We start from the raw sequence: 25,190 nt of genomic DNA on the forward strand, positions 1-25,190 counted from the left end.
CCGATCATTCCATGTTAGCGCCTCACTGCAGCGACCAGGCAACGGGGGTTTGCTCGTTGCGCCGTCGGCAGCGCACGCTTCCGCACCAGGACGCTCGGGCACGCTGTTTGCTCAAATTCTGGGGGGCCTGCCCGGCGACGGGCGGCAACCCGTCCACGAAACAGTTTTGTATTGGAGGCCGGCCATGAACAAGGATCAGGTAAAGGGTGTGGCGGAGAAAGTCAAAGGCAAGGTGAATGAGACCATCGGCCGCGCAACGGGCGACCGGAAACAGGAGGTCAAAGGCGATGTCCAGCAGGCGGCTGGCGAAACACGGAAGAAGGCCGGCGACGTCAAGGAAGCCGTCAAGGACACGACCAGAAAGCCCGTCTGAAGCAGGGTTGCGTCGCGCTTCCGTTAGCAGGCGGTCTGCGCGAAGCATCTGAAGGGAGACGCCTGATGCGTATCGCGCAGATCGCCCCGTTGCACGAAGCGGTTCCGCCAAAGCTGTATGGCGGTACGGAACGCGTGGTGTCCTATCTCACCGAGGCGCTCGTCGGCCTAGGACACGATGTGACGCTGTTCGCAAGCGGGGATTCGCAGACAGGCGCGCGCCTCGAGCCGGCATGGCCGCACTCGCTGCGGCTCGATCCGGAAATTGGCGACACGTTTGCCCCGCACCTGGTGCTGCTCGAGAAGGTCCGGCGCGTAGCCCATATGTTTGACGTTCTGCATTTCCACCTGAGCTATCTGCCGTTTCCGACGTTTTCACCACTCGGCGTGCCGTTCGTGACCACCCTGCACGGTCGGCTCGATCTGCCGGAACTGCAGCCGGTGTTCGACATGTTCCCACAGGCGCCCGTCGTGTCGATTTCCCATTCGCAGCGGATGCCGTTGCCGTCCGCGAACTGGCTCGACACGATCTATCACGGCCTGCCGGAAAATCTGCTGGTGCCGCAGCCGCAAACACAGCCGGCCTATCTGGCGTTCCTCGGCCGGATCTGTGCTGAAAAGCGCGTCGACCTCGCCATCGAGATCGCCGCGCGCGCCGGTCTGCCCCTGAAAATTGCCGCGAAGGTAGACCGGGCCGACGAAGCGTACTTCCGGAACGTGGTCCAGCCGCTGCTATCGCGGCCGAACGTCGAATTCATCGGCGAGATCAATGACGCGCAGAAAGCCCGATTTCTTTCGGGTGCGCGGGCCCTTCTGTTCCCGATCGACTGGTCCGAGCCGTTTGGCCTGGTGATGATCGAGGCGATGGCCTGTGGCACGCCGGTCATTGCGTTCAACCGGGGCTCGGTGCCGGAGGTGATTGCCCACGGTGTAACGGGCTATATTGTCGAGGACGTGTCAGCAGCAGTCGACGCCGTGACACGGCTCGACGCTCTGTCGCGGACGGACATTCGTGCCGCCTTCGTGCGCCGCTTCACCTCGATGATCATGGCGCAGCACTACATGGACATCTATACCTCGCTCGCCCGAACAGCAGGATCCCCAGCATTGCGTCAGGTCGGCGCGGGCTGAGCCGGAGCGGAACGCCGGTCACATCTCGTACCGGGTTGATCGATCCGGCCGCCCCGCGCCTGTCGTCCGTCAGTAGACCGGAAACACGAAGTCCGGCGTCGGTGTGAACCGGATTCCGGAATCCGGACAGATGACGCGACCTCTCACGGCGACCCGCTGTCCCAGATAAGGGAGCAGGAGTAGCGGGTCTGTTCCGCCGGTCTTGCCGAGCAGGATGTCGGTCACGACCCTGTCGTTGCAGGGCGAGGTCGCCGGCCGGTCCAGCAGAAGGGTGGTGTAGTCACCCGGCGCGTATTGCCCGTTGCCTTGCTGGATGGTGCCGCTGATCCAGATGTCCTGCTGCAGCGGCAATGTTTTCAGGGGTGGCTCTGCGGCGCCCACAGTGGCGGGCAGCGAGCCCGCGACGAAGGCGGCTGATGCCAGCAGTGCATGCGAGCGTTTTTTCATGATGCGGCTCCCATCTGGCTTGACGGTAGTTATCCCGGCGCGGCCTGTGAAGCGCTGCGAGCGGCCGGCGCGGCGCGGCACAATCACTGGATGGGCGGCACGACGCCCAGTTTCTCGGCGAGCATGCGCTCATACACGCCGAAGTGCAGGTCGACTTCCTCCTGGCTGACCGTCGTCACCGTGATGTTTACCTGCTCCGGCAGCAGACCCAGTACAACCGCGAGTGCGGCTTCCAGCTGCGGTGCACAGACCCTGTCTTCCACCAGGGTGGTGCCCACGACAATATCGTAGGTTTTCTCCTGCTGGAAAACCAACTCGACCAGTCGCGCGCGGGCGCTCATGTTGCTGTCGATCGCGAGCCTGACGACCTCCGCTACGGTACGCATCGTTTCCGTCGGAAAGCCTTTTGTCGAGCGCAGCCTGACGCGGTGTCTGCCAAGCGTGAGCCAGTCCGAACCGAATTCCATGGTGTCCTCCGCCTCGTCGTTGCAATGCATCGCGACTATAGGACCGGGCAGGCGATTTTCAAGTCCGGAATTTCACCACTGCCCCTTGAAATTTTCACTGTAGCGCCTATCTTGGATTTCGCTCAGGCAGACGCGCTGGTGGTATCAGGCGCGCTGCGTGTTTCGATTTGTTTGCCAGCAGCTGGCAGGCGGACTGGAGCGCGTAGGCCCGTTCGCCTCCATGCTGCATTCAAGGAGGATACGACCATGAGTGATCTCTATTCCGGAACCGACCTGTTCAGTGAATTCGACCGTCTGCAGCGGCAGATGGCGAGTCTGTTCGGCGGCTTCCCGTCCAGCATCCGTGCCGGCCGCCTCGGCGCCTTCCCGCAGGTCAACATTGGTGCGACCGAAGACTCGATCGAGATCGTCGCGTTCGCACCGGGTGTCAACGCCGCTGAACTCGACGTGTCGATCGACAAGGGACTGCTAACCATCAGCGGTGAGCGCAAGCCGGCACAGGTCGGCGGCGGTGACGAAACCCGTGACGACACGCGCACGTACGCACAGGAGCGCTTTGCCGGCGCGTTCCGCCGCGTGATCGAACTGCCGCAGAACGCCGACCCCGACAAGGTGCGGGCGCGCTACACCAACGGCTGCCTGTCGATTACCGTCGGCAAGCACGAGGCGTCGAAGCCGCGGGCCATCACCGTCCAGTAACCCGTAGTAACGCCAGTCATTCAAGGAGGAAGCCATGAACGACAAGACCCAGGTTGCTGAACGCGACCAGAAAGCGGTAGCACGACGTGAGGGCGACCAGCCCGCACGCCGGATGACACTCACCCCGGCGGTCGATATCTTCGAGGACAGTCAGGGCATCACGCTGTGGGCGGACCTGCCAGGCGTCACAAAGGACAAACTCGACGTGAAGGTGCATGACGGCAATCTTTATATCGAGGCTGAAGCGGTCGTGCCGACCCCCGCCGGTCTTCGGCTGCAGCATGCCGAAATCCGCGAACCGCATTTCGCGCGGGCGTTCTCGCTGAGTCCGGACTTCGACACATCGAAGATCGACGCGAACCTGCAGGACGGCGTGCTGAAGCTGACCATTCCGCGCCGCGACGAAGCAAGGCCGCGCCGGATCGATGTCACGGGAGGCTAGATCGCGCGAATCGAACGGTGACATGGCAGAACGTGGTGGCGTCGATCGGGCGCCACCGCAAGGGAGTGCCTGACATGCAGGACGTGATCTGGGAGTCATGGAGAGGGCACACGATCAGCATCCGTGCGGTTCCGGTACGCCGACCGGTCACGCGCCGGTCCGCGACAGAGCAGTATGTCGCGCTAGTGCGGATCGACGCGCATGGCGACGCACACGCGGACTGGCATTCACCGCCTTCCAGGCGTCGCTGGTCGACAGCCAGCGAAGCGCAGTGGGAGGCGCTGCGATATGCGGTGCAACTGATCGACTGCGGCGTGGCGCGTGAACCGGTCGGCACGTCGGACTGTGGCCGTGGTGACGGTGAAACGTGACAGCCAAGGCCCCCGGCCAGCTTCGCATGCGGCCATATCTGCAAGCCGATGAACATCAACTGACGAACATCGTAAGGAGGATACGATGAATACTGATCTGAAAAAATGGAACCCGTTCAAGTTCCTGCGCAAAACCGGCGATCGTTCCGCGACGGATGAGGCGGCCAACGCGCCGGCGCCGAGACATTGGCCGGCGGAATGGCCGGAAGTATCCCGGCTCTTCTCAGGCGATCCATGGCGTGCGATGGGCGAATTCTTCCATGATCCGCTCGCGGGTGTAAGCGGCCTTGACCGGTGGTTCGGCGACTTCAGTTCGTCGCGATTCCGGCCCCGGATTGATGTCGTCGACGATGGCGAAGCGCTGCGCATCACCGCCGAACTGCCCGGCATGGATCGTGAGGATCTGCAGACCTCGATCGAGGACGGCGCGCTGGTGCTGCGCGGTGAGAAGAAGCAGGACGTGCGCAGCGAGGAAGACGGCTGCTACCGGCTGGAACGTGCCTATGGGGCATTCATGCGCACGATTCCGATGCCCGAGGGCGTTGACGTTGAGCGGATCGATGCGAAATTCGACAGGGGGGTGCTGACGCTGCGCCTGCCGAAAACGGGCGCCGCGGCGTCAACCGTCAGGAAGATCGAAATCAGGTAACGCAGGCAGCATGCACGCGGTGCGGCCATCCGGCCGCGCCGCTCTTTTCTGTCCGGCTGAGCGCACGCTGCTGCTGCGCTTCACTGCGCCTCAAAGTCGCAGATCCTGCGCCAGTATTCATCAGCCCGCCCTTCGGGCCGGCCTTCCTGATCCCACAGTGCGTAGGCGCGCTCACGCAGGTGCTGGTCAAGTGCGCGATGCCAGTATTCAGCTGCCCGCCCCTCGGGACACCCGTCCTGTTGCCAGAGAAAGTAGGCGCGTTCGCGTACGGTCTGCCCGAGGTCCGCTTTCGTTTCCGAACGGCCGGGCCGGTCGTCCCCGTAAGGCGCCATCTGCCCGCCGCGGCTGACGTGCATTCTGGCAGTCAGGGTGGCAAGCTCGGCGTCAGGAACCAGGTGACTGTGCGCGGCCGCCTCCAGCGCTTTTGCCTCGTACGCGGCATCATTGACCACGTCAGCCGGTTCCCCGACGGAAATGGGATACGTGTGCAGGACCGTGCCGCTCCTGTCCAGCACGTCGACCAGTCGTTGCGTCATCACCTGTCCTCCATTCCGTTGGTTCCGCGCTCGCTGTCATCGTTCGCACCAGTGGCAGTGAGGATCCCGAAGTTCAGCAGTCGACAGCTGTGCCGCACCGTACGCAGGCTACTGTTGCGCGATGAGCCCCGTTCCACATGCAGCCCCGGCGTTGCTCCTGCAGGCTGCGGGTCCGGATTATCGTTGCGCAAATGTCGGTCGATCAGTTTGCCGGCCGCTTACGCTGGCATTGCGCGTGTTGATCCAGTCAATCGCCCAGTTAAGCGCAATCTGGATCGCCTCGTCCTCGCTGTTGCACCAGGCAAGATCGCGTTCGATATGCATTTCAGTGTCTGCATCACATCCGGACGAGGCTCGTATTATTCGCGCGTGCGCGGAAAATTTCCCAAGCGAGAAATCTGGCATCGGGTCGATGCTCCAGCCACCATACTCGTACTCCATGATCACCTCCGATACCCGGGTTTATCGAGATTCGAACAGCGAAACCATGAGTTCGTCCGGTCGCAATCGCTAACCCTCAGTTTTGCTTTATAGACTTCGGGTCGCCGGAAAAAACGTTCCCCGCGTTGCTATATTGTTATAGACATTCCAGCGAAGCACGCCAGTGCTTTCGAATGTCGGAACGGCCGCCATCCGCCTGCGCTGCAATTGCTATGACCGGAGATTCCGAGATCCACGCCGACGCGTCGATGGGCCGGTTCAACGCTCCAGCAGACTGAGTTTGTCCCTTACGTCCTTGAACTGATCCGCTTCCGCGAGCGGTGCCTTCGTCTTCGTAATGGGTGGCCATTTGCGCGCGAGCTCTGCATTCAGTCTGATGAAAATCCGCTGATCGCCAGGGACATCTTCGTCCGCGTAGATCGCGTTCACCGGGCACTCTGCCACGCAGACGGCGCAGTCGATGCATTCGTCGGGGTCAATCGCCAGGAAGTTCGGACCTTCCCGAAAACAGTCCACCGGGCACGTGTCCACGCAATCGGTATAGCGGCATTTGATGCAGCTTTCGGTAACAACGTGAGTCATCCCCGCTCCCGCAGAATTCGTGACAGCGGCCGCATGGCCTGTTCCCGGCGGACCCGGGATGGCGGCTCAGTCGCCCAGGCACGCAGGCAAATTGAAGGAGACGCATGACCGCCTGGCGACACTCCGCAATCGCCTGATCGGACACCGGCGTTTTCCACTATCCCCAAAGTTCTCTGTGCGCCAGCATCCACGGAATCATCCAATACCGTCCACCTGGTCTCGCTCAAAAGCTTCGTACATGGCGCGCGTTTCCGGGCTCCGGCCAGTTCCTGCGCTTCGTCCATTCCACATACCCCTTCGTCAGTGACTCCAGTGATAATTCGGCCGTTGTTCCCATTGGCTTTGCCATCGCGCGGGAGGGCGCATGGCTGAACCGATGGGCGTGCGCCCAATGACGCCGCGATACCCGTCGACGATTAAAAGCCGCGGGGGCGTGGGTATGTCGGCGTCTCAAACAAGCTTACCGTTTTGTTTTCACTTCCCTGAATTCGGCGTCGACCACGTCGTCTTCGGGCTGACGCGCACCGTGCGCCGCCGATGCCGCGTCAGTCGCGCTGGCCGCTGCGTTGTCAGCGGCTTGCGCAGCTTGCATGCCGGCGTAGATCTTTTCGCCGAGTTTCTGTGAAGCCGTGGCGAGCGCCTGCGCTTTCGCGTCGATCTCCGTGCGGTCGGCGCCCTTGAGCGCCGCCTCGAGCTCCCGGATCGCGACGTCGATCTTTTCCTTCTCGCCCGCACCCAGCTTCTCGCCGTATTCGGTGAGCGCCTTACGCGTGCTGTGAACGAGCGCATCGCCGTGGTTGCGGGCATCGACCAGCTCACGCAGCCGGCGGTCTTCATCGGCGTGGGCTTCGGCTTCCTTCACCATCCTGTCGATTTCGGCGTCGGAGAGGCCCGAGTTCGCCCTGATCGTGATGCGGTTTTCCTTGCCCGTCGCCTTGTCTTTCGCGCCGACGTGGAGGATACCGTTCGCGTCGATGTCAAAGCTCACCTCGATCTGCGGCGTGCCGCGTGGTGCCGGCGGAATGCCTTCGAGGTTGAACTCGCCCAGCAGCTTGTTGCCGCTAGCTATCTCGCGTTCACCCTGGAACACCTTGATCGTCACGGCGCCCTGGTTGTCGTCGGCAGTGGAGAATGTCTCCGAGAACCGGGTCGGAATCGTGGTGTTCTTGTTGATCATTTTTGTCATCACGCCACCCAGGGTTTCGATGCCGAGCGACAGCGGCGTCACATCGAGCAGCAGCACATCCTTGCGGTCGCCCGACAGAACCTGGCCTTGAATCGCAGCGCCAACAGCCACGGCTTCGTCCGGATTCACGTCGCGACGCGGCTCCCTGCCGAAGACTTCCCTGACCTTGTCCTGCACCTTCGGCATGCGCGTCTGGCCGCCGACGAGAATCACGTCGTCAATCGACTCGACCGCTACCCCCGAGTCCTTGATGGCGATGCGGCACGGTTCGATCGTGCGTTCGATCAGGTCTTCCACCAGCGCTTCGAGCTTTGCGCGCGTGAGCTTCAGGTTCAGGTGCTTCGGACCCGACGCATCCGCCGTGATGTACGGCAGGCTGATTTCGGTCTGCTGGCTCGACGACAGTTCGATCTTGGCCTTCTCAGCCGATTCCTTCAGGCGTTGCAGCGCGAGCACGTCTTTCGTCAGATCAACGCCCTGTTCCTTTTTGAACTCACCGATGATGTAGTCGATGATGCGCTGGTCGAAGTCTTCACCACCGAGGAACGTGTCGCCATTGGTCGACAGCACCTCGAACTGCTTCTCGCCATGCACGTCGGCGATCTCGATGATGGAAATGTCGAACGTGCCACCGCCGAGGTCGAACACGGCGATCTTGCGATCACGGCTTTCCTTCCTGTCCAGGCCAAAGGCGAGCGCGGCGGCGGTCGGTTCGTTGATGATCCGCTTCACGTCCAGGCCGGCAATGCGTCCCGCATCCTTGGTGGCCTGGCGCTGGCTGTCGTTGAAGTACGCGGGAACCGTAATCACCGCTTCGGTGACCGGCTCGCCGAGATAGTCTTCAGCGGTCTTCTTCATCTTGCGCAGCACTTCCGCGGAGATTTGCGGCGGCGCCAGCTTCTCGCCGCGCACTTCGACCCATGCGTCACCATTGTCGGCCTTCATGATCCTGTACGGCATCAGGCCGATGTCCTTCTGCACTTCCTTTTCCTCGAAGCGGCGTCCGATCAGGCGCTTGACCGCGAACAGTGTGTTCGCCGGATTGGTCACGGCCTGGCGCTTGGCGGGCGCGCCCACCAGTGTCTCGCCGTTGTCCAGATAGGCGACGATCGACGGCGTGGTGCGCGCGCCCTCGGCGTTCTCGATCACCCTGACCTGGTTGCCTTCCATGATCGCCACGCACGAGTTGGTCGTGCCGAGGTCGATGCCGATGATCCTGCCCATGATGTTCAGTTGCCTCGCTCTGTCCTGTTCGGGAAATGCCCGTGAATGCTGATACGTTGTGCCGTCCGCCGCATGCCAGACGCTGGCGGCCAGTGCGATCCAGTCATCACGTGGGCGCTTCACGCCGCGTCGCGTCGTCAAAATCCCGGATCAGCCGGGACGCTGACGGCAACGCGCCGGGCACGAAGTAGTCTGCGGGCTCGCCGGCTGCCTCGGCCGTCAGCCGCAGGTCGCCCAGTCGGGCCTTGAGAAAGGCGTCGGCATTCATGAGCCAGCGGCCGAGTTCCTCCTCGCTGGTGCCGAGAACCTGCGCGGCTTCAGCTGGCGGCAGTGCTTCCCCCCGACAGAGCAGCAGTGCGCGGCGCCATAAGGTAGGCAGGTCCGCAAGAATCGCCGTCACGAGCTGCCGCATCTCCCGTGCGCTCACCGCCTCCTCGGGCGTGCCCGCGTCGGCCGCCGGCATCACGTCCTCGAGCCGCAGGACTTCGTCGGGTTGCCAGTATTCGAACAGCATGTCGTCATCGCCTTCATCCGGCTCGCGCAACTGGACCGGCACCCTGCTTTCCAGGGAGACCCAGCGACCTTCCTCCGACTGCCGGCGGGACACTTCCTCCGCCAGCACGGTAATCGCGATCTGCTGGAGCCACCGCAGCGGTTCGAGCCTGTGCGGCAGGGGCAGCTTTTCGCAGGCACGGGCCAGCGCTTCGTCGACCACGTCACCGAGCAGCGGATCGCCCGTTGCGAGGTCGCCGCGCGCCTGCAGATACGCGAGTTCGCGTTGCACGAAGCGCTCGAACGCGGGCAGCAGCGGACGTACGAGCTCGCCAAACCGCGCCCGCCCGGCGTCGTCATGATCCGCCAGCGCGGTTTTGAGCTGCCGCAGCCCGGCGCGTCGCTCCTTGCGACGCCAGCTGTCCTCGTGGCGTAAGTGGTCGAGGTGCCTTTCGAGTTGTCGCTCCAGTTCCACAAAGGACTGTTCAAGGGCCGGGCCGAGCCCGGGCGACTCGTTCCCGCATGCGAGTGCGCCACCCGGCAGGCCAAGCCGAAGCCTGGCGCGATACAGACTGCGACGGCGGCTTCTCTCCACGGTCGCCCGCAACCGCACGAGTTCCGCCGGGAAATGCGACAGATGTCGCTGGAGGTGCCGGCTGGCAAGCTTGCCGACCAGGCCTTCCAGATCAGGGTGGGCAAGCTTCGAAATGTTCCGGTAGCTGATCGCCGTTTTCATAACGAACCTGCATGTGTTCCTGTGGCCGCCTCATCCGCGGCAGCCCACACCGCTCTGCCTGGGCACCCGCACGCCGTGAATCGCGCACGTCCTGGCACGCTCCTGAGCATGGGATGCCCGACGTACCTGCCTGTACAGATGTACAGATGCGCCTGTCGGCTCAGTCCCAGCCTGCCCGAAGCTGACAACACAGAATATAAAAAAAACGGCGCAAAATTCAAGGGACCCGGACTCATCGGGGGCTGCTCCAGATCGCCGTTGCGTCCTCTTGAAATCTGCCGCCGCCTGCCCTAATTTGTGGTTGGGTCGCCGCTGCGGAACACCTAGCGTAGAGCACGTTTGCATCTGTCTGCAGCAGGGCAGGCGAACCGGCGCGTAAGTCCGTTCGCCTTCGGCGAACAGGGGAACGAGGATGAACCGCTTCCATTTGCATCGGGATATGCCGCGGTTTCCCCGTCGGCTTCGACGGCTTGCCACGGCGCTCCCCGGGGCGTTACGACCAGTGTTGCGCCGGTACGTCCGGACAGTGCCCCTGATATCCGGGGCGTCAAGGCAGTCGCGGCGAGCCCGGTCCTCACGGATGCGCAGCCGCTGAGCATGATGGCTGTCAAACCGCCGGAGGACACCGGGCGCCGCCAGATGCTGGTGCGGCCAGTGCGTACAGGCTCGCGCCGGGGGAGCGCAGCAAAGGAGCACTGAATGGACAGGATGAAAACGGAATCAGCAACATGAGCGCGCACGCCGAGGCTGTCTGATATCGCCGCCGACAGTGGCATGCTCATTCTGGACATCAATAGCGCCGACCCTATGAGGGAGAACCTCATAGGAGCCCAGATATTCAGGACCGGTCACCGGGTCGTTAGCTCAGCTGGTAGAGCAGCGGACTTTTAATCCGTTGGTCACTGGTTCGAATCCAGTACGGCCCACAGAACTCGTGTCGCAGGTCCAATGACTCACGTTGTTACCGAAAGCTGCATCAGGTGTCGCTATACCGATTGCGCGGACGTGTGCCCGGGAAACTGTTTGTATGCGGTCGAGAAACAACGCCCTTCCAATCAATGGCAGACGGTCTGAGGCCGCTCACAGCGTGGACCCATGTGCTCGTGAACGCCGTCTGACGTTTCGCAACCGGCGATCAGGGTATATCCGTACAAACAGGCATCTTGACTGCCCATTTAACAAAGTTAGAATGTTTGCTCTAATTGTTCGTGGCCGCTGGGGCCGGCGAGACGTGCTGTGGCGGACGGTCAAACCGGCTGCAAAAGCCGCTTTTCGTGCCTGACATCCGTCACGTGTCTGTTCAGTTGAACCTAGGGAGAGCATCAATGAGCGTTTTCACGCCCGAGCAACTCGTTGCGACGCACCAGGCTAACCTCGCCACCCTGTTTGCCTTCACGGATCAGGCCTTCCAGGGCTACCAGAAGCTGGTCGAACTGAACCTGCAGGCCGTCAGATCAACGCTGGCCGAAGGTCAGGAGAACTGGCAGGAAGCGCTATCTGGCAAGACGCCGGTGGAGCTTTTCGCGCGACAGGCCAGCCAGGCGCAGCCCGTGGCCGAGAAAGCGTTGTCGTACAGCCGCCATCTGGTTGATATCGCGTCGGTCACGCAAGTCGAATTGGCGAAGGTCGCACAGGCGCAGTACGAACAGCACACCCGGCGCACCCAGGCACTCGTCGACGGTCTGGTCAGGAACGCACCCGGCGGCACGGAAGTCACGACTGCCGTGCTGAATTCAGCATGGTTGACTGCCGGCCTCACCTGGGAAACGGCGCGCAAGGCCGCCGCGCAGGCCATCGAGATGGTGCAAGGCAACCTGGCCGCCACGACCGCCGCAGCCACAAAGGCTGGCCAGCACGCTGCGGCACAGGGCGCGCGCGCAACGAAGCAGTCGTGATTGCGGGTTGCACAGTGGTCGTCGCGACACTGAGCAGCGCATTCGCCGCGCGCCAAGGCCGACGCTCCTGGTCGCCAGACAGGCGACCATCCGGACAGAGCCGGGGCGCCGTAAACCCCATCTCGTCCGACCTTTGTCGGATCACGCTGGTGTCCGGAATATCGCGACGCGATGCCATTGCGCGGCCCGCACCCCGCGCTCGAGGTCGAACGCCGCGAGTCATTCAGGCGATACAAACTGTCCGGATGCGGGATGACCTGTCACGCGCACCCGGACCGGATTTCATTCGCGCAATACCATAAACCAAAAAACCCCGCGCAGTTCAGGCAATGCTGACCTGATCTCTCCTGCCCGGCAGGAGCGACGAGGCATGTGGCAAACCAGTGGCGGGCTGTGCGGGACGGCTATTGGGTATTCATGATCCTCGCAGATATTACGATCACGGATGGAAAGGATGACGAAACGAATCGCTGTGGTAACAGGCGGCATGGGCGGCCTCGGAGAGGCGATCAGCACGAAACTGCATGACGCCGGTTATGACGTCGTGGTCACACACTCACTGAACAACACCGACGTGACGGACTGGCTGGCCCGCATGGAAACCCAGGGCCGCGGTTTCCACGCCTACCCGGTCGACGTCGCCGACTATGACTCATGCCAGCACTGTGCGGCCCGGATCCAGCATGAGGTCGGCCCCGTCGACATTCTGGTGAACAACGCCGGCGTCACGCGCGACATGACACTCAGGAAACTGGACAAGGTGAACTGGGACACGGTGATCCGCACCAACGTTGATTCGGTCTTTAACATGACAAAACCCTTGTGCGAGGACATGCTTGCGCGCGGCTGGGGCGCATCGTCAACATCTCATCCGTCAATGGGTCCAAGGGTTCCGTTGGCCAGACCAGCTACGCTGCGGCCAAGGCCGGCATGCATGGCTTTACGAAATCGCTCGCGCTGGAAGTGACACACAAGGGGGTCACTGTCAACACGGTTTCGCCCGGCTATCTCGCCACGAAAATGGTTACCGCGATTCCGCAGGAGATCATGGACACGAAGATCCTGCCGAAGATTCCGGCCGGTCGCCTCGGCAGGCCGGAGGAAGTGGCGGCTCTGGCTGCCTGGCTGTGCACGGACGATGCGGGTTTTGTGACCGGGGCCAACGTTGCCATCAACGGTGGCCAGCACATGAATTGAGGCGCCCCCCGCCGGCAGTCGCGACTTCATCGCCACGCACGAACCGCCGTTCGTCTGTGGCCATGGACAGCGACGTCGGGTTTGCTGCGCCTTTTCGCGGATCGTCGCGCTGGTGTGAAAGCTGCCGCCGGCACCGTTTTTCCACGTTATTTTCCGCCGCTGTTGCCGACGTTCGACCGGCAGGGAGACGTATATAAGCGGTTGCTAAAATTCAGACAATCAGTTGCTGTGCGTATCGAGCAGCATCGTGACTCGTTAATATCGCGACATCGATCGCCGGCATTTAACGATGCGCCGCATCATTGTAATTTTCAGATTAATACAATATGACTTTTTTAACTCTCTTTGACTGCCGCATAAATTGCGCAGCATGCAAAAACCCAGAAGATCAGGAGGTGGACAGGCGATGGCGCTTGACCGTGAGCAGGACGAGTTCGTTCATATCCGGAAGATGGTACTTGAGCTCGAGCGGCAAGTGCTGAACGGTCATGAAGGTGATCTGAAAATCCCCGTGATGCAACCCGAATACTGGCGAAGCCGGATCAGGACGTTGCAGGCTATGCCACTGATTCCGGAACTCATGATGACACAGGCATCCGGATTATTGCTGAAACTGGATGGCATCGCCGACGCGCTGAAGAACGGAAGATAACGGATTGCGATTATCTGCGGTTGTCACCGACACCGAACAACCAATGAATAGTCGCGGGCGGGAAGGAGTTCAAAATGATCGAATCCTGGACAGGTGTACCTGTCGGCTCCTTTGTGCTTGCCATCGCGGCGCTGCTCATTGCCGGTCACTACCGTCGCGAGCGCGTGCGCGAGCGGCTGGCCAGCCGGATGGACCATCGTCACTGCCCGGACGTGATGCGGCGCCGGCGTTGACTACCATAACCCACAGACATGGCAACGGGCGCCCGTTGCACTTTCCATCACTGCGATGACCTACCCCGACGAACATCAGGCTGACGCCACTGCGGTGAACCTCACGATCCGGACTGCGGCTGGCCGGCTGAGGATCATACCGGTCTGGCAGGCTTTGGGAGCTCACGCCGTGCAGGCGAGACGGACTCGCGTTCACTGCAGCAGAAGGCACAATTTCGACGAAATGACGGTTACGTTCGAGTCAGTTCCGGTCGAGGAACTGGCCGAAATCGCCACGCGGCTGAATGCCCAGCCGTGGGTTGTAACCGCCTCGCTCCACACCCCGGTAGTCAAGGAATCGACCCCCGACGTGCGCGGCTAACCTGATCCCGGGGCGCGTGGCTGAACCGACCGCCGATCGCGACGCGCCGGCCGCTTATCCACGGTTTCTCGTGTACAGGGTCTCGGGTTCCGATTTTTGCATCGGGCACGTGCGCGAGATTGCCTGGTGATCCAGGGGATGAGTCCGGTTAAAAAACAACACGAGTTCGCCAGGGGCATGTGAACGGCAGCGGACACATGTGACTGAAACAGGGAAGGCAGGCAGCGATCGACAACCTGCTGTTCCTCAGATCAGCCGGACGTCTGATGACGATCGGTATCGTCATGGGCTGATGGATCCGGCATGCGCAACCGGCCAAGGCCGAATGCTGCGGCGAGTGATTGGGCAGGTGTCGCCAGATCCTCCAGCGTACAGGTATCGAGCTCGGCCAGGAACGCGTCCCGCGCATCAAGCAGAATATGCTGCAGGCGGCAATGCTCCACGATGGCGCATTCCCGTCGCCCGGCGGCGACGCCGGCCGCGTGGCAGCTTGCCAGCGCGAAATCGGGTTCCGTCGCGCGCACGACCGCGCCGACCGTCAGGTCGCGGGCGTTGTGCGCCAGCCGCACGCCACCGGAGCGTCCGCGAATGCCTTCCACCCAGCCGATCGCCACGAGCCGACCGATGATTTTCGACATGTGGTGCCTCGAAAGGCCGTACGCCTGGGCAATCTCCTCGATCGTCGCCAGTCTGTCGTCGCGGACTCTCAGATACATCAGCGCGCGCAACGTGTAGTCTGTGGAATCCGTCAGCCGCATACGACTTCTCCCCTGTCGGCATTCAAGGTTAAAACGGTTCGCTACGCCAGCCTGCGGAGCTGTGCGCGGGACTGTCAGTCTCCCGAGTAGCTCAGCTTCGGAGAATGATAGTTGCATGACGGCCAGACAGGAAGTAGGCGACTCGCGCTTTCGGGTTCGATCTGGATGTTCTGGCTACATGCCCATGGTCACTGACCCGAAACCGATTTCAGCCTGAACGACCATGTCTCTGTAGCCGGGTGTCGGCGCCCTGAGCCATGCGCGCAGACGTTGAAAAGGACCGGGTGCGGTGGCATGGTGCAGCCGTCGCTTTCTCCCCAATAACCAGCGGGATGGAGGCAGAAGTTTCTGGGACGTACGCCGTTTATGACCGTGTAGTCATCGGCTGGGAGAGCAGCATTATGTTGCTGCGCATTGCTCCTTGGGTGTGCACACCAGTTTTTGCTCCGCGGTTGTGAATATTAAGGGGGCGTCCTTCAAGCCATTATGCATTTCCATGCTGGTTTTCCAGTCTCGAGAATGCGTATTACAGATCTTCCCGGGATGCCCAGATAATGTCGTTCAAACACCTGAACGCAATCAGTTCTGTAGGACTGAGCTGGTCGGCACCAATGCAGCCCATGCGATGTGCGAGCATCCGGCGATAAAGTGCCGTCAGCAACTGCTCCTCAAGCGCGTCAGCAGGATTAAACCGCGCCTGCGCATAATGTTTGCGCCAGTAACCGATCGCCCTTTCGACCTGCGCCACCGTAAAAATCTGCATCGATCCATCCGTTGAAAAAATGGCTGACGCTCAGCACGATATCCCAGGATGGCCCATTGATGAAACCGTAGCACCCGTCACGCGTGAATGTAGCGTATCGACCCGGTTGCGGAAGTACGTCAGCGACACAGCACCAACCATTAAAGTCAATGATGGGCATGTGCGGATCTGGCGCGGCCCGTGCCCGTGACAATCATTTTCGAGATGGAGTGAAAAAGCTTGCGCGGGGCAGTCATCTTGTAACGCAGCGGCCGTCGCGGTGCTGGCACGACGCCCGTACCCCGGATGCTGGGCGCGCCAGCACTGCACGCGCGCGACCTGCTCGGCGCCGCGGAAATAGTCGCGGTTCTCGGGTTTGGCCAGCCACCGGCGCTGACTGGCAGCCTTGCTCGCCTGACGGCACGCGGCTTCGGAGCAATACCGCTGGTGCCGCACATTGCGCACATCGGGCTCGAACCACGCTCCGCAATTCGGGCACTTGCGCTTTCTTTGCTGGCGCTTCATGGACCGGCCCTCCCTGGGGCCGATCATGCGACGCGCCAATGCCCCGTGCCGATCGCACGAAGAACAGACACAACGGAAGGCAAGGAGAAACAGGGACTGAAGTCGCCGAAGAAAAGCCAGCCTTTAGAGAGATGACTTCGAAGAAAAACCAGGAAGAAAAGACGCTTTCACACCGTCAGTTTTTGACGACTTTCAGGTCGCCGATGACACGAACTTCTGAAGGTCGTGCTTGACGAGATCGGCCTGCGCTCCTTTCCGAAGACGAGCGGCGGTAAGGGCATTCACGTTGTTGTTCCTCTGACGCGCCGGCAGGGATGGAGCGAGACCAAGGCCTTCGCACACGCGGTTGCAAAGCATATGGCTAAGGTCGTGCCGCAAAGACTCTCGGCAGTGCTCGGGCCGAAAAACCGCGTGGGCAAAATTTTTATCGACTACCTGCGCAACAGTCGCGGGGCGAGCACGGTTGCCGCCTTCTCAGTGCGGACCCGCTCAGGGATGGGCGTATCGATGCCGTTCTCGTGGGACGAACTGAAGCAGGTGACGCGCGGCGATGAATGGTCGATGCGCAAGGCCGTTGAGCGTCAACGGTCGCTGAGAGATGACCCGTGGCATGGCTACTGGCAGACCCGGCAGGGCGTAACCGCGACAATGCGGCGGGCGGCGGGTATGGATTAACTGCGCCGGGCCGCGACGGCCCTGGCGAGGTGCTCCGACGCCGAGCATGGGGCAACACTGACCGCCGACGGGCTCACACCGACCCACAACGGCCGTTGGAAGACGCATCAGGTGAACGGCAGCCTTTTAGTAAGCAACGGTCGTCCGTGCCTTCGTGACGGACAAGCTCTGATGTCATTCGTCAGTTCGGCAGCGCAAGCTATGGAGCCATTTTCCTTCGCATCTGTGGGCGAGCGTACACTTTCCGCATCGCCTGTTCTCCATTTTGATTTAAAAGAGGGATGCGGCACCGGTTGAGTGCTTTGGCGTCTTTCTGGTTCCACCTTGCAGAGGGGAAGAGGCACGCGACAAATTAACCTGACATGCTCCAGCTCTGAGCCTCAGTGCCCTCACGTCGGTTGGCATCCGGTTGGGGGCTTCTGATGACCCCGATTTCGATAAATACGGAACGGATGCAGCCAAAGCACTCGCCTCAATTGACCCAAACGCCGCCGTGCACAACACCGAAAATCTAGAGTATTTTGCCGAGACCACCGCCTTCAACAGATAGTCACTCTGTAGCTAGATTGGAGATCGACTAATGCTCCATGAAAAATTGTTGGTTGTTCTTGCTATCGCGATCGTTGGCGAGCTCGCCCCTAAAGGGGCGTGGGCTCACGATATATCTCCGATAACTGCGACGCGCTCGGCGCTACCTGGCGACGCATACGACACCGACAAGCAGGACTTCCTCGGCGGGGCATGCGTTGCCGGATCACTCGTACCCGCAGGTACCGCGACGTCGTCATTTAGCTTCCAGAACTCACTGTCGCAGTCTGAAGCACAAAGCCAGCTTGGGATTGAAGTGGGAGGGCGTGCGCAATTTGGCGCTGTCAGCACTAGTGCGGCTGCAAAATTTGCCCAGAGCAGTACGTCTTCGCAATACTCTATATCTTCGATATGGTTATCTGATTACGAGCTTCCCACAGACCGGTTCCTGTATTCCGGACTTACGGCCGCGGGGAAGTCCGTGCAGTCTTCAGCAGGTCAATGGACGGCCACGTGCGGCGACGAGTATGTAAGCGAAATTACGCGGGGCGCCAAATTATTCTTTTCAATCCGGATTGATTTCAATTCATTGGAGCAAAAACAAAGCTTTCAGACAGAATTCAGCATAGCAGGACCGCTGTACTCTGTGAATGCGACGATGGCCCAGGCGTCGCGCCAATTTTCACGCGATACTAAAGTAAAAATTTCAGCGTTCCAAATTGGCGGTGACGTGAGCAAGATAACCAGGATCTTTGATCCATCGAGCAATGGATCCGAGAGTTTCGTGCAGTGCACCTTAGGTGACCTTTCTAAATGCGCCGCAGTTATCCAGTCAGCTCTGAATTATGCAACCGACACTAGCAAAGGCTTCCCTTCTCAAATCGCTCCGGGAGCGTCCCCCGGAAGCGCGCCACTGTTATATAGGACGACATCATACAGTAGCTTGGGCTTACAAGAGCCCGGACCGCCTTTTCTGTCGCAGATCGTGACGGAATCGCGAAAGAATCTGGCAAACACGTTTAATAACCAGCTCCAATATAAATTGGATATTGACCGTCTTTTAGAATTTGGCCTTGAGGGTGAAAAACGAACGCGTATTGAGGAGCAGCAAAAAAGCGTGGATGCTAATTTAGCGTCACTTCTTACGGCGAGCGCCGTATGCTACGATTCGCCGCCTAATTGTCCATCCGCAGTGTCGGATCTCCGACTCAATGCAGTAAATACTGCTGTGCTAATACTTCCGCCTCTGCCGACTGCCGATTATCGTCTCTTGACGACCCACCGGGGATTGTGGGGTCGCGATGCCTCCGTCTCGAAGATGAATGAGAGATACCATATCCGTATGTCTGTGCCGGGAATCCCAGGCCCGTTCGAGTCTTCTGGAAAAATGACGCTCCAGTATGTTGGAGACGGGGAAGCTAGCGCCGTGATAATGATTAACGGCACAGGTCTCGACCACGCAACCCTGATGTTCGAGGATACTGGCATCCGCACTTATCCCTTGTCAGTTAGTCAAGGACAAACACCCGAAAAAGCGACAGAGACGTCATCGTTTCTCGTTGTCGATTCGACGAGGGGCAATCCCGGCTGGCGCGACATAAATACTTCGGCGGAACGAGAAGCCTTATGGACATCCACGATGCCAAAGGCCGATGGGGTGTTCTATCTCTTGGTCTATGACGTATTCGGGCGAAAGACTCGTTTTGACATCGACTACCAGCACTGGTACCACATAGCCTCTAAGGATGGATCAAATTGTTTCTTAAATGAAAGTTACACCGTAGAAGATCGCTGGTGGATTCCGGGAGGGTCGGGCACCTCGGTGGCCGGGACTGGACCGTTTTCGAGAGCCTATACTCACGGAGAGATATCGACCAAGCCCATTCAAGGTGAATGTAAGTAAGTGTGCCTTTTAGGCGTGCCCGCAATGAAAATTGTTTTGTCTTTGGCAGCGGCGACAAATAGCGAGGCTATGGAACGCCCGGAGGCCTGCGTCGAAGGAACGGTGCAGCGGGGCAGGCGTTGATCTGTGCGGGCACGGGGCCAGGTTCGGCGGTGCCGGGAGGCGGCGATATGACCAGACGATGCGCAGTCGTGGCGGCTATGTTCGCTTCGACCTTTCTGCTCGGCTGCGCGGTCCGCGCCATGCCGTATAACGGCCCTTACCTAACGCCGAAAGAATGCCGTGACCTCGCGGCTCTAAAGTCGAATGCGCCCCCGACCATGGCGCAGCACCAGAGTGAACTGGCCGCGCTCAGGAAAGCCGGCTATGACCCGTCGCCATGGTATGACGATCCGTACTACCCCGATGACCTGCAAGCGGCACAGCGCCTCGTCGACTACTGGTTTCAGACCGAATGTCAGCAGCCGCAGCCCGGATGATGGGCGTGAATGTGCTGACGATCCCTAGGGGCCGAACCGGGAACCCGGGAGTTTCCCTTTGCGGATGCCGATTGCGGTCGTACCATGCGATTTCGTCCGACGAAAAGGAGGCGCGCATGGTCCAGCGTTACTACATTCGCAAAGGCGACAGCACCACCGCAGGCGGCACGGTAACCGAAGGCTCGGCCGTCATGCACTGTGATGGCTTGCCTCTCGCGTTTGAAGGCGACGCGGTGAGCTGCCCTGCATGCCACAGCACTGGCAAGATTCTGTGTGACGGTCCCCGCTGGTCAAAGGCAGGTCCCGATGGCAGACAAACCGCACTGAGTGATGATCTCTGTCTGTGCCGATGCAATCCATTGCCGCGGCTCATCGCTTCGCAAAGCACAATGTCAATGTCGATGGACGGCTCGCCGGCAGACCCAGTCGTGCAGCAGGCCACGGCCCATGTGTATGCGCCTAACGCGGAGGCCGCGACCACCGCGCCGAGCGCAACCTCTGGGTCAGCGGGGAGCGGGCTGAAGCAGTCGACGCCGCTCGCCTTTGCCAGCAACGCCGCAAGTAGCGGGGATGCGATGGAACTGGCCGCTCGAGGCGTGAGCGAGGACGACGAGGCGGAGTGTCATGCGCAGTACGAACTCGACATGGAAACGTGCAATGCGGCCAGGGCCATGTATAGAAATCCCGCGTATTTTCTGGCCTGCTCGCAGCGGGCGTTCGAGCGTTATCAACAGTGCAGGGGTTACTAAATGGAAGCGAAGCGCAAGACGTGCGTGATCACGCTATTCGATGAGGACGCAAAAGCAATTTCGTATCACCACGTTACGCAGGATCTCGTGGCGACAGCCATCGCGACAAGCACCAGCGTCGATGTGCCGCTCGAAGACTTTGATAACCGGCTCGACGATGATTTTGCACGTCGACTGGGCGGCATGATCTTGCTCATTCTCGCCGGCCGTTCGCCATTCCTTAAGAGCCATCTTGCGCTCACCACTGAAAACGATCGTGACGCATCTGAGCCGTCTTCCGGACCCGGTACGACGCCGCCGGAAACTGGAAAACGTTCATGGTGGGGGAAAAAGCCATAACGGGGTGCAAATGGCGACGCGCCCCCTAGAAGGTCAGGCAAACGTAAGAGGCCGGCGGTTCGCGCTGCCGCGTCTATGCATAGCCGGTGGCAGAATGATCGCCCCGATTCTCAATGGAGACTGGCATGTCGATTCTGGTGGGCACCGCTTCCTGGACTGACAAGACGCTGATTGAGTCCGGCGCCTTCTACCCTCCCGGCTGCAATAGCGCAGAAGCTCGCCTTCGGTATTACGCAAGCGTGTTCCCCCTGGTCGAAGTCGATTCCTCGTACTACGCGATGCCGAGCGCGAGCAACAGCGCCTTATGGGTCGAGCGCACACCGCCAGGGTTCGTCTTTGACTTGAAGGCCTTCCGGCTGTTCACCGGCCACCAGACCGAGCCGCGGTTCTTCCCGAAGGATTTACAGGCCCATCTACCGGACACTGGCAAGAAGAACCTTTACTACAAGGACATACCGCCGGCGGTGCTGGATGAATTGTGGGCCCGCTTTTTTGAGGCGCTGCAGCCGCTACATACGGCCGGCAAGTTAGGCTCAGTGCTTTTCCAGTTTCCTCACTGGATCACCGCGGCACCGAAAGCGAGGGAGCACGTTGAACACTGTGCCGAGCGGATGCACCCGTTTCTGACGGCGTTTGAGTTCCGCAACGAAAGCTGGCTGGGCGAGAAGCACCGCGAATCGACGCTGGCAATGGAGCGGGAGCGAGGTATCGTGCATGTCATCGTCGATGCGCCCGAGGGAGTGACCAAGCGCGCGCATACGGTATGGGAGACGACCTCGCCTGAGCTGGCGATCATGCGTCTGCATGGCCGCAATGCGTCGACGTGGAGTGGCGCCGAGTCCGCTGCCGAACGGTTCAACTATGAATACAGTGATCAGGAACTGCGCGAGCTTGCGCCACCGATCGCACAGATCGCACGGCGTGCTGCACGTACGCACGTCCTGTTCAACAACTGCTATCGCGATGTCGCGCAGCGCAATGCGGCAACGATGGCACGGCTGCTCAACGAGATCGAGGTGTGAGCCGACGGGTGCGCTTCCGCTAGCTGCGTGGCAAACCCGGCCCAATCGTCAGCGATCCAGGAGCCAAGGTAAGCTTTTTCCCGTGGACACCTCATTGATTGGTCAGGTGGACGAGAACCTGAAGGACTGGTTTGCTCATCGCGTCTGTCCCGCCGGCCGGCGTTGTATGCTGGCTGATGGACGGCTCCGTTCAAATCGACGCGGGGAGCCCTACGCGACGCTGGGCGGTCGCCAGCGGTCAGATAAGACACCGCTTCGGGGGTCTGATCGACCGTTTGCGGCGTGGCGGGTGCGGCTATCCTCACGCAGTCTCTCAGGTTCTGCCACGGCCCTCGGAAATGGGCAGAATCCTTGAGCCGACCCTTCGCGGTCGGCTTTTTTTGCCTGCCGTGGCCGCTTTTCCGAGGAATCGAATAAACAAGCCGTGATACGCTTGAAAAAGACACTCATCAAATCTCTCTCTGAATATGGCTTTAACCGATCCCATTCAGAGGGCGCATGACCCAAGCTGCAACACTCCGACCGGCTCAAATCCGGCATCTACTCGCCGTCACGTCTGCAACATCGCGCCATCCCGAGCGCGATTGTCTCGTTCTCCTGCTGGGCATCACGTGCGGAATGCGCGTCAGCGAAATAGCTCAAATCGAGGTTCAAGACGTGCTGTTTCCATCGGGCGCGGTCCGTTCAGAGGTCAGTCTCCGGGCCGCAATCACGAAGGGTTGTCGGCAGCGATGTGTCTATCTCACGCATCCGAGAACGGTTTCGGCTCTGGAGTGCTATCTGAACCATCGCATTGAACGTTGCATGGGAACCGAGCTAACCTCAGAGCGCTATCGAGGACTCGCGCCGTCAACGTGCCTGGTCCTTGCTGGCAAGGGCCGCAAGTTTGCGATGAGCACCAAGCGGCGAATCAACGAGGCCGGGGAGCCGGTTGATTACTCGGCGTGTGACAGCCTCCAAGCCTACGTCACAAAGCTCTACAGGGATGCGGGGATACGCGGTGGATCGTCCCATTCGGGACGGCGCTCGTTTGCTAGCAACCTCGTTGAGCAAGGGCACGATATTGAGACGGTGCAGCAGCTTCTAGGTCATGCGGAACTGGACCACGTTTTGCCCTATCTGGCCGTATCAGATAGAAGGCTCAGGCAGATGTTCTGCGACGTGCTATGAGGCTCGCGCGTGAGGTATGATCATGGAACACCTATGTTCCATTTGATAAACACCCATGAGGGATACCGACGTGCTTTACGGCGAAGACGTGCAGGCCCTGCGCAAGAAGGCCGGATTGACCCAAACGCAGCTTGCGGAGCGTTGGGGCTTGACTCGCCAACAAATCGGCCGCTACGAAAAAACCGGGCAGGAAGTGCCTGCGAAGGAGGCGGATGCATATCGCGGGCTAGTGCTTACGTTCAAATCAAATGCAACATAGGCGTCGCATTTGTAATTGCGGCGAGATATGATTCCCTCATGGTCGGCGCGCATGTGCCGATAACACGGACAGAAAAAAGGAAAAGAGGGTATGGAAAGCAATCAAGAACACGATGGCATTCTCGTTTCGATAGCAGGCACGCGCGTCCATGTTGTGAACGGCATTCAACGCCTGTTCGATCTTATCGAGACGCGCGGGAAGGCTGTAGCAATCTCGACGGATCGTAAGCGCGTGGAATTTACCAAGAGCGCTTGCGGGACTCATTTGGTTCCGCGTCTACTTGACCCGCAGGACGTGATGACCACGGACACACTGACGCTTGAGCAAAGCAAGGCGTCCGAGTAACAGCGGAAAACAGAAATCATGTCCGTCTACTTCATCCGCGAGCAGCCCGAGGAATACATCAAGGTCGGCGTATCCCGTAGTCCTCCGAAGCGTGTCAAGAACCTTCAGACTGGAAATCCTCGTGTGCTGGAACTGTTGGGGTGGATTCAGACGGAAGGTCAAGACTATGAGCTTGAGGCCATCCTCCACTCAAAGCTTGAAGATTACTGCGTGCTGGGTGAGTGGTTTGAAATAGACACGGGTGTTGTTTTGGATTTACTCAGAAGGGCTGGCATCGATGGCTTTGTTGCGAAGAACGCGGATGCGTTTGAAATCACCGGCAGAGATCGTGATGGTGTGCCGGAATACCTCGGCGTGTGCAAGTGGGTCGACTTGGAACTGTACGAATGCTGCCCGTATTGCGGATGTATGTGTGGGATGCACGAGCAAGAGGCCAGTGGAATGTTTCATTGTCTAAGCTGCGATGAGCTGACGCTATTCGATGAATTGCCAGACTAGGTATTGAACGGAAAACGAGGTAGAGCAACATGAAAAAGATCGCTTTGTTAATGCTCGCTGCGATGCCGCTGATCGCGTCGGCGCAGTCGCCTGCCGACAGCGACAAAATAGTTGTCATGCGTGATGGCGAGTCCGTACTGATGCTTCCGGCTGTCTTCGAACCGCAGCAGACCTATATGGTCGTTCAGCGACACGAGGATGTTGCCGTAGTCCCGTATTCGGGCGCCAAAGATTGCGCTCGCTTTGCTAAACAATTAGGCGGTAGCTGCCTCAGCGGTGTCGATGCCATGAAGCGATTTAATGCGCGGTAAAGCGCAACGGAAAACTAAATCATGATTACCAGCAAAGATAATTTGTTTAATGTGCTCGGGGCCGAAGTCGCCAAGAGTGGCCGTTCGGAACTGTACCTCGTCGCGGGTTTGCACTTCGAAATCGCGAATAAGTCACCCGAAGTTCAGCGTGTGCTCGATATTGCTGCCAGCGTTGCGGGTTGCAGCACGGCATCGGACGCATTGCGTGCGCATTACAACACTTGCGGCGGCATTCAAACGTCTCATCAAGCGTTCTGCGACGACTGCGGCGGGTTCGTCACGACCGACCATGTAGCGGTGCAGTTCTCGATTCAAAAAATTAGCGACAACCCTGATACGTACCGGGTGCTTTTCGTGCGCGTAGACGCGGGCAAGTTGGCGATGGACACGAAGGCGCACATCGATGCCCTAGAGGCTCGCGTAAAAAAAGGGGAAGATGCGCATTCGAGCGCCGTCCAGGCCCTCGCTGCGCGGCTCACGAAGCTCGGCGGCTAACTCGGAAAACGATGGACAGCAAGACGAACACACCAGCGCTCGATCTAGCGGCGGGCCTCACAGACAAGCAGTTGGCGTTGCATCCCTTTTGTGGAGCATGCGGCTGGCGAAAGGGTGGCCTCGACTCTTGGAGCGGCGGCGCTTGTAAGTGCGGCCACAGTGCGCCGAGTTTTCGAGATTCGTTCAAAACGCATTGATGTAGGAAAACAGGCACGATGGGAATTCTGGAGAACCATGCCGCGCAGGCAATCTTGCGCGAGGCATGCGAGAAACAGGACT

32 protein-coding genes, 1 tRNA gene and 3 pseudogenes are annotated in these 25,190 nt (G+C 60.0%); 26 read left to right on the plus strand and 10 right to left on the minus strand.

The annotated features are described in order from the left end of the window. The first annotated feature begins 184 nt into the window (after window positions 1-184). Window positions 185-373, plus strand: a complete 189-nt coding sequence (locus ACAX43_RS26445; RefSeq protein WP_103154129.1) for a CsbD family protein — start codon at window positions 185-187, stop codon at window positions 371-373. Window positions 374-438: 65 nt separating this feature from the next. After that, window positions 439-1,503 (plus strand): glycosyltransferase family 4 protein, encoded by a 1,065-nt coding sequence (locus ACAX43_RS26450; RefSeq protein WP_370711365.1) that lies wholly within the window; start codon window positions 439-441, stop codon window positions 1,501-1,503. 69 nt (window positions 1,504-1,572) lie between these two features. On the opposite strand, the gene ACAX43_RS26455 is transcribed toward ACAX43_RS26450, so the two are convergent. After that, on the minus strand, window positions 1,573-1,950 hold the full coding sequence (locus ACAX43_RS26455) for a hypothetical protein (protein WP_370711366.1): 378 nt from the start codon (window positions 1,948-1,950) through the stop codon (window positions 1,573-1,575). Window positions 1,951-2,033: 83 nt separating this feature from the next. Beyond that, a complete protein-coding gene (locus ACAX43_RS26460; RefSeq protein ID WP_370711367.1) occupies window positions 2,034-2,417 on the minus strand; it encodes a hypothetical protein in 384 nt (127 codons plus the stop codon). A 246-nt stretch (window positions 2,418-2,663) separates the two neighbouring features. Here ACAX43_RS26460 and ACAX43_RS26465 point away from each other — a divergent pair, with 246 nt between their 5' ends. From ACAX43_RS26465 to ACAX43_RS26480, 4 genes are all read left to right on the plus strand, one after another. Then, window positions 2,664-3,116 (plus strand): Hsp20/alpha crystallin family protein, encoded by a 453-nt coding sequence (locus ACAX43_RS26465; RefSeq protein ID WP_370711368.1) that lies wholly within the window; start codon window positions 2,664-2,666, stop codon window positions 3,114-3,116. A 34-nt stretch (window positions 3,117-3,150) separates the two neighbouring features. Then, the gene (locus ACAX43_RS26470) at window positions 3,151-3,558 is read left to right on the plus strand and encodes an Hsp20/alpha crystallin family protein (protein WP_370711369.1); all 408 of its coding nucleotides are present in this window, start codon (window positions 3,151-3,153) and stop codon (window positions 3,556-3,558) included. 17 nt (window positions 3,559-3,575) lie between these two features. Then, window positions 3,576-3,929 carry a hypothetical protein gene (locus ACAX43_RS26475; protein WP_370711370.1) on the plus strand — a complete coding sequence of 118 codons (354 nt, stop codon included), beginning with the start codon at window positions 3,576-3,578 and terminating at the stop codon, window positions 3,927-3,929. Between the two features lie 85 nt (window positions 3,930-4,014). Then, entirely contained in the window at window positions 4,015-4,578 is a 564-nt protein-coding gene (locus ACAX43_RS26480; protein ID WP_370711371.1) for an Hsp20/alpha crystallin family protein, read from the plus strand. An 80-nt stretch (window positions 4,579-4,658) separates the two neighbouring features. Here the strand turns inward: ACAX43_RS26480 and ACAX43_RS26485 are convergent, their stop codons facing one another. The 5 genes from ACAX43_RS26485 to ACAX43_RS26505 form a co-directional block, all read right to left on the minus strand. Further along, entirely contained in the window at window positions 4,659-5,114 is a 456-nt protein-coding gene (locus ACAX43_RS26485) for a DUF2934 domain-containing protein (protein ID WP_370711372.1), read from the minus strand. A gap of 177 nt (window positions 5,115-5,291) precedes the next feature. Next, entirely contained in the window at window positions 5,292-5,555 is a 264-nt protein-coding gene (locus ACAX43_RS26490; RefSeq protein ID WP_370711373.1) for a hypothetical protein, read from the minus strand. Between the two features lie 258 nt (window positions 5,556-5,813). After that, the gene (gene fdxA / locus ACAX43_RS26495) at window positions 5,814-6,137 is read right to left on the minus strand and encodes a ferredoxin FdxA (protein WP_370711374.1); all 324 of its coding nucleotides are present in this window, start codon (window positions 6,135-6,137) and stop codon (window positions 5,814-5,816) included. A 460-nt stretch (window positions 6,138-6,597) separates the two neighbouring features. Then, window positions 6,598-8,547 carry a molecular chaperone DnaK gene (gene dnaK, locus ACAX43_RS26500; RefSeq protein ID WP_370711519.1) on the minus strand — a complete coding sequence of 650 codons (1,950 nt, stop codon included), beginning with the start codon at window positions 8,545-8,547 and terminating at the stop codon, window positions 6,598-6,600. A 106-nt stretch (window positions 8,548-8,653) separates the two neighbouring features. Then, complete coding sequence (locus tag ACAX43_RS26505) at window positions 8,654-9,775, minus strand: RNA polymerase subunit sigma-28 (protein ID WP_370711375.1); 1,122 nt, start codon at window positions 9,773-9,775, stop codon at window positions 8,654-8,656. An 853-nt stretch (window positions 9,776-10,628) separates the two neighbouring features. Between ACAX43_RS26505 and ACAX43_RS26510 the strand changes: the two genes are divergently transcribed. The 7 genes and pseudogenes from ACAX43_RS26510 to ACAX43_RS26540 all read left to right on the plus strand — a co-directional run bounded on the left by ACAX43_RS26510 (window position 10,629) and on the right by ACAX43_RS26540 (window position 14,113). Continuing rightward, window positions 10,629-10,701: transfer RNA gene (locus tag ACAX43_RS26510), tRNA-Lys, on the plus strand. Between the two features lie 22 nt (window positions 10,702-10,723). Then, window positions 10,724-10,798, plus strand: a pseudogene (locus ACAX43_RS26515) (ferredoxin); the annotation flags it as partial. Window positions 10,799-11,100: 302 nt separating this feature from the next. Next, entirely contained in the window at window positions 11,101-11,670 is a 570-nt protein-coding gene (locus ACAX43_RS26520) for a phasin family protein (protein WP_370711376.1), read from the plus strand. Between the two features lie 454 nt (window positions 11,671-12,124). After that, window positions 12,125-12,867: pseudogene (phbB, locus tag ACAX43_RS26525) on the plus strand (acetoacetyl-CoA reductase). A gap of 406 nt (window positions 12,868-13,273) precedes the next feature. Further along, entirely contained in the window at window positions 13,274-13,519 is a 246-nt protein-coding gene (locus ACAX43_RS26530; protein WP_370711377.1) for a hypothetical protein, read from the plus strand. A 74-nt stretch (window positions 13,520-13,593) separates the two neighbouring features. Further along, window positions 13,594-13,752 (plus strand): hypothetical protein, encoded by a 159-nt coding sequence (locus tag ACAX43_RS26535; RefSeq protein WP_370711378.1) that lies wholly within the window; start codon window positions 13,594-13,596, stop codon window positions 13,750-13,752. Between the two features lie 55 nt (window positions 13,753-13,807). Beyond that, entirely contained in the window at window positions 13,808-14,113 is a 306-nt protein-coding gene (locus tag ACAX43_RS26540; protein WP_370711379.1) for a hypothetical protein, read from the plus strand. A gap of 251 nt (window positions 14,114-14,364) precedes the next feature. Here the strand turns inward: ACAX43_RS26540 and ACAX43_RS26545 are convergent, their stop codons facing one another. The 3 genes from ACAX43_RS26545 to ACAX43_RS26555 all read right to left on the minus strand — a co-directional run bounded on the left by ACAX43_RS26545 (window position 14,365) and on the right by ACAX43_RS26555 (window position 16,138). Next, window positions 14,365-14,871 (minus strand): Rrf2 family transcriptional regulator, encoded by a 507-nt coding sequence (locus ACAX43_RS26545; RefSeq protein WP_370711380.1) that lies wholly within the window; start codon window positions 14,869-14,871, stop codon window positions 14,365-14,367. Between the two features lie 526 nt (window positions 14,872-15,397). Beyond that, on the minus strand, window positions 15,398-15,634 hold the full coding sequence (locus tag ACAX43_RS26550) for a DUF3717 domain-containing protein (protein ID WP_370711381.1): 237 nt from the start codon (window positions 15,632-15,634) through the stop codon (window positions 15,398-15,400). Window positions 15,635-15,664: 30 nt separating this feature from the next. Next, complete coding sequence (locus ACAX43_RS26555) at window positions 15,665-16,138, minus strand: hypothetical protein (protein ID WP_370711382.1); 474 nt, start codon at window positions 16,136-16,138, stop codon at window positions 15,665-15,667. Between the two features lie 225 nt (window positions 16,139-16,363). Between ACAX43_RS26555 and ACAX43_RS26560 the strand changes: the two genes are divergently transcribed. The 13 genes and pseudogenes from ACAX43_RS26560 to ACAX43_RS26620 all read left to right on the plus strand — a co-directional run bounded on the left by ACAX43_RS26560 (window position 16,364) and on the right by ACAX43_RS26620 (window position 24,911). Beyond that, window positions 16,364-16,813 carry a hypothetical protein gene (locus tag ACAX43_RS26560; RefSeq protein ID WP_370711383.1) on the plus strand — a complete coding sequence of 150 codons (450 nt, stop codon included), beginning with the start codon at window positions 16,364-16,366 and terminating at the stop codon, window positions 16,811-16,813. A gap of 580 nt (window positions 16,814-17,393) precedes the next feature. Beyond that, on the plus strand, window positions 17,394-19,244 hold the full coding sequence (locus tag ACAX43_RS26565; RefSeq protein ID WP_370711384.1) for a hypothetical protein: 1,851 nt from the start codon (window positions 17,394-17,396) through the stop codon (window positions 19,242-19,244). Window positions 19,245-19,414: 170 nt separating this feature from the next. Beyond that, the gene (locus ACAX43_RS26570; RefSeq protein ID WP_370711385.1) at window positions 19,415-19,723 is read left to right on the plus strand and encodes a DUF4148 domain-containing protein; all 309 of its coding nucleotides are present in this window, start codon (window positions 19,415-19,417) and stop codon (window positions 19,721-19,723) included. A gap of 116 nt (window positions 19,724-19,839) precedes the next feature. Beyond that, a pseudogene (locus ACAX43_RS26575) lies at window positions 19,840-20,064 on the plus strand (PAAR domain-containing protein); the annotation flags it as partial. 48 nt (window positions 20,065-20,112) lie between these two features. Then, entirely contained in the window at window positions 20,113-20,472 is a 360-nt protein-coding gene (locus ACAX43_RS26580; RefSeq protein ID WP_370711523.1) for a hypothetical protein, read from the plus strand. Further along, a complete protein-coding gene (locus tag ACAX43_RS26585; protein ID WP_370711386.1) occupies window positions 20,473-20,811 on the plus strand; it encodes a hypothetical protein in 339 nt (112 codons plus the stop codon). It abuts the gene before it with no gap. Between the two features lie 125 nt (window positions 20,812-20,936). Continuing rightward, window positions 20,937-21,833 (plus strand): DUF72 domain-containing protein, encoded by an 897-nt coding sequence (locus tag ACAX43_RS26590; RefSeq protein ID WP_370711387.1) that lies wholly within the window; start codon window positions 20,937-20,939, stop codon window positions 21,831-21,833. Between the two features lie 498 nt (window positions 21,834-22,331). Continuing rightward, window positions 22,332-23,003 carry a tyrosine-type recombinase/integrase gene (locus tag ACAX43_RS26595; protein WP_370711388.1) on the plus strand — a complete coding sequence of 224 codons (672 nt, stop codon included), beginning with the start codon at window positions 22,332-22,334 and terminating at the stop codon, window positions 23,001-23,003. A gap of 55 nt (window positions 23,004-23,058) precedes the next feature. Beyond that, window positions 23,059-23,262 (plus strand): helix-turn-helix domain-containing protein, encoded by a 204-nt coding sequence (locus tag ACAX43_RS26600; RefSeq protein ID WP_370711389.1) that lies wholly within the window; start codon window positions 23,059-23,061, stop codon window positions 23,260-23,262. A 90-nt stretch (window positions 23,263-23,352) separates the two neighbouring features. Beyond that, a complete protein-coding gene (locus ACAX43_RS26605; RefSeq protein WP_370711390.1) occupies window positions 23,353-23,607 on the plus strand; it encodes a hypothetical protein in 255 nt (84 codons plus the stop codon). Between the two features lie 18 nt (window positions 23,608-23,625). After that, on the plus strand, window positions 23,626-24,105 hold the full coding sequence (locus ACAX43_RS26610; protein ID WP_370711391.1) for a GIY-YIG nuclease family protein: 480 nt from the start codon (window positions 23,626-23,628) through the stop codon (window positions 24,103-24,105). Window positions 24,106-24,134: 29 nt separating this feature from the next. Next, window positions 24,135-24,416, plus strand: a complete 282-nt coding sequence (locus tag ACAX43_RS26615) for a hypothetical protein (RefSeq protein WP_370711392.1) — start codon at window positions 24,135-24,137, stop codon at window positions 24,414-24,416. Window positions 24,417-24,437: 21 nt separating this feature from the next. Then, window positions 24,438-24,911 carry a hypothetical protein gene (locus ACAX43_RS26620; protein ID WP_370711393.1) on the plus strand — a complete coding sequence of 158 codons (474 nt, stop codon included), beginning with the start codon at window positions 24,438-24,440 and terminating at the stop codon, window positions 24,909-24,911. Window positions 24,912-25,190 lie beyond the last annotated feature (279 nt).

This window comes from Paraburkholderia sp. IW21, assembly GCF_041321145.1.
Classification (GTDB): Bacteria; Pseudomonadota; Gammaproteobacteria; order Burkholderiales; family Burkholderiaceae; genus Paraburkholderia.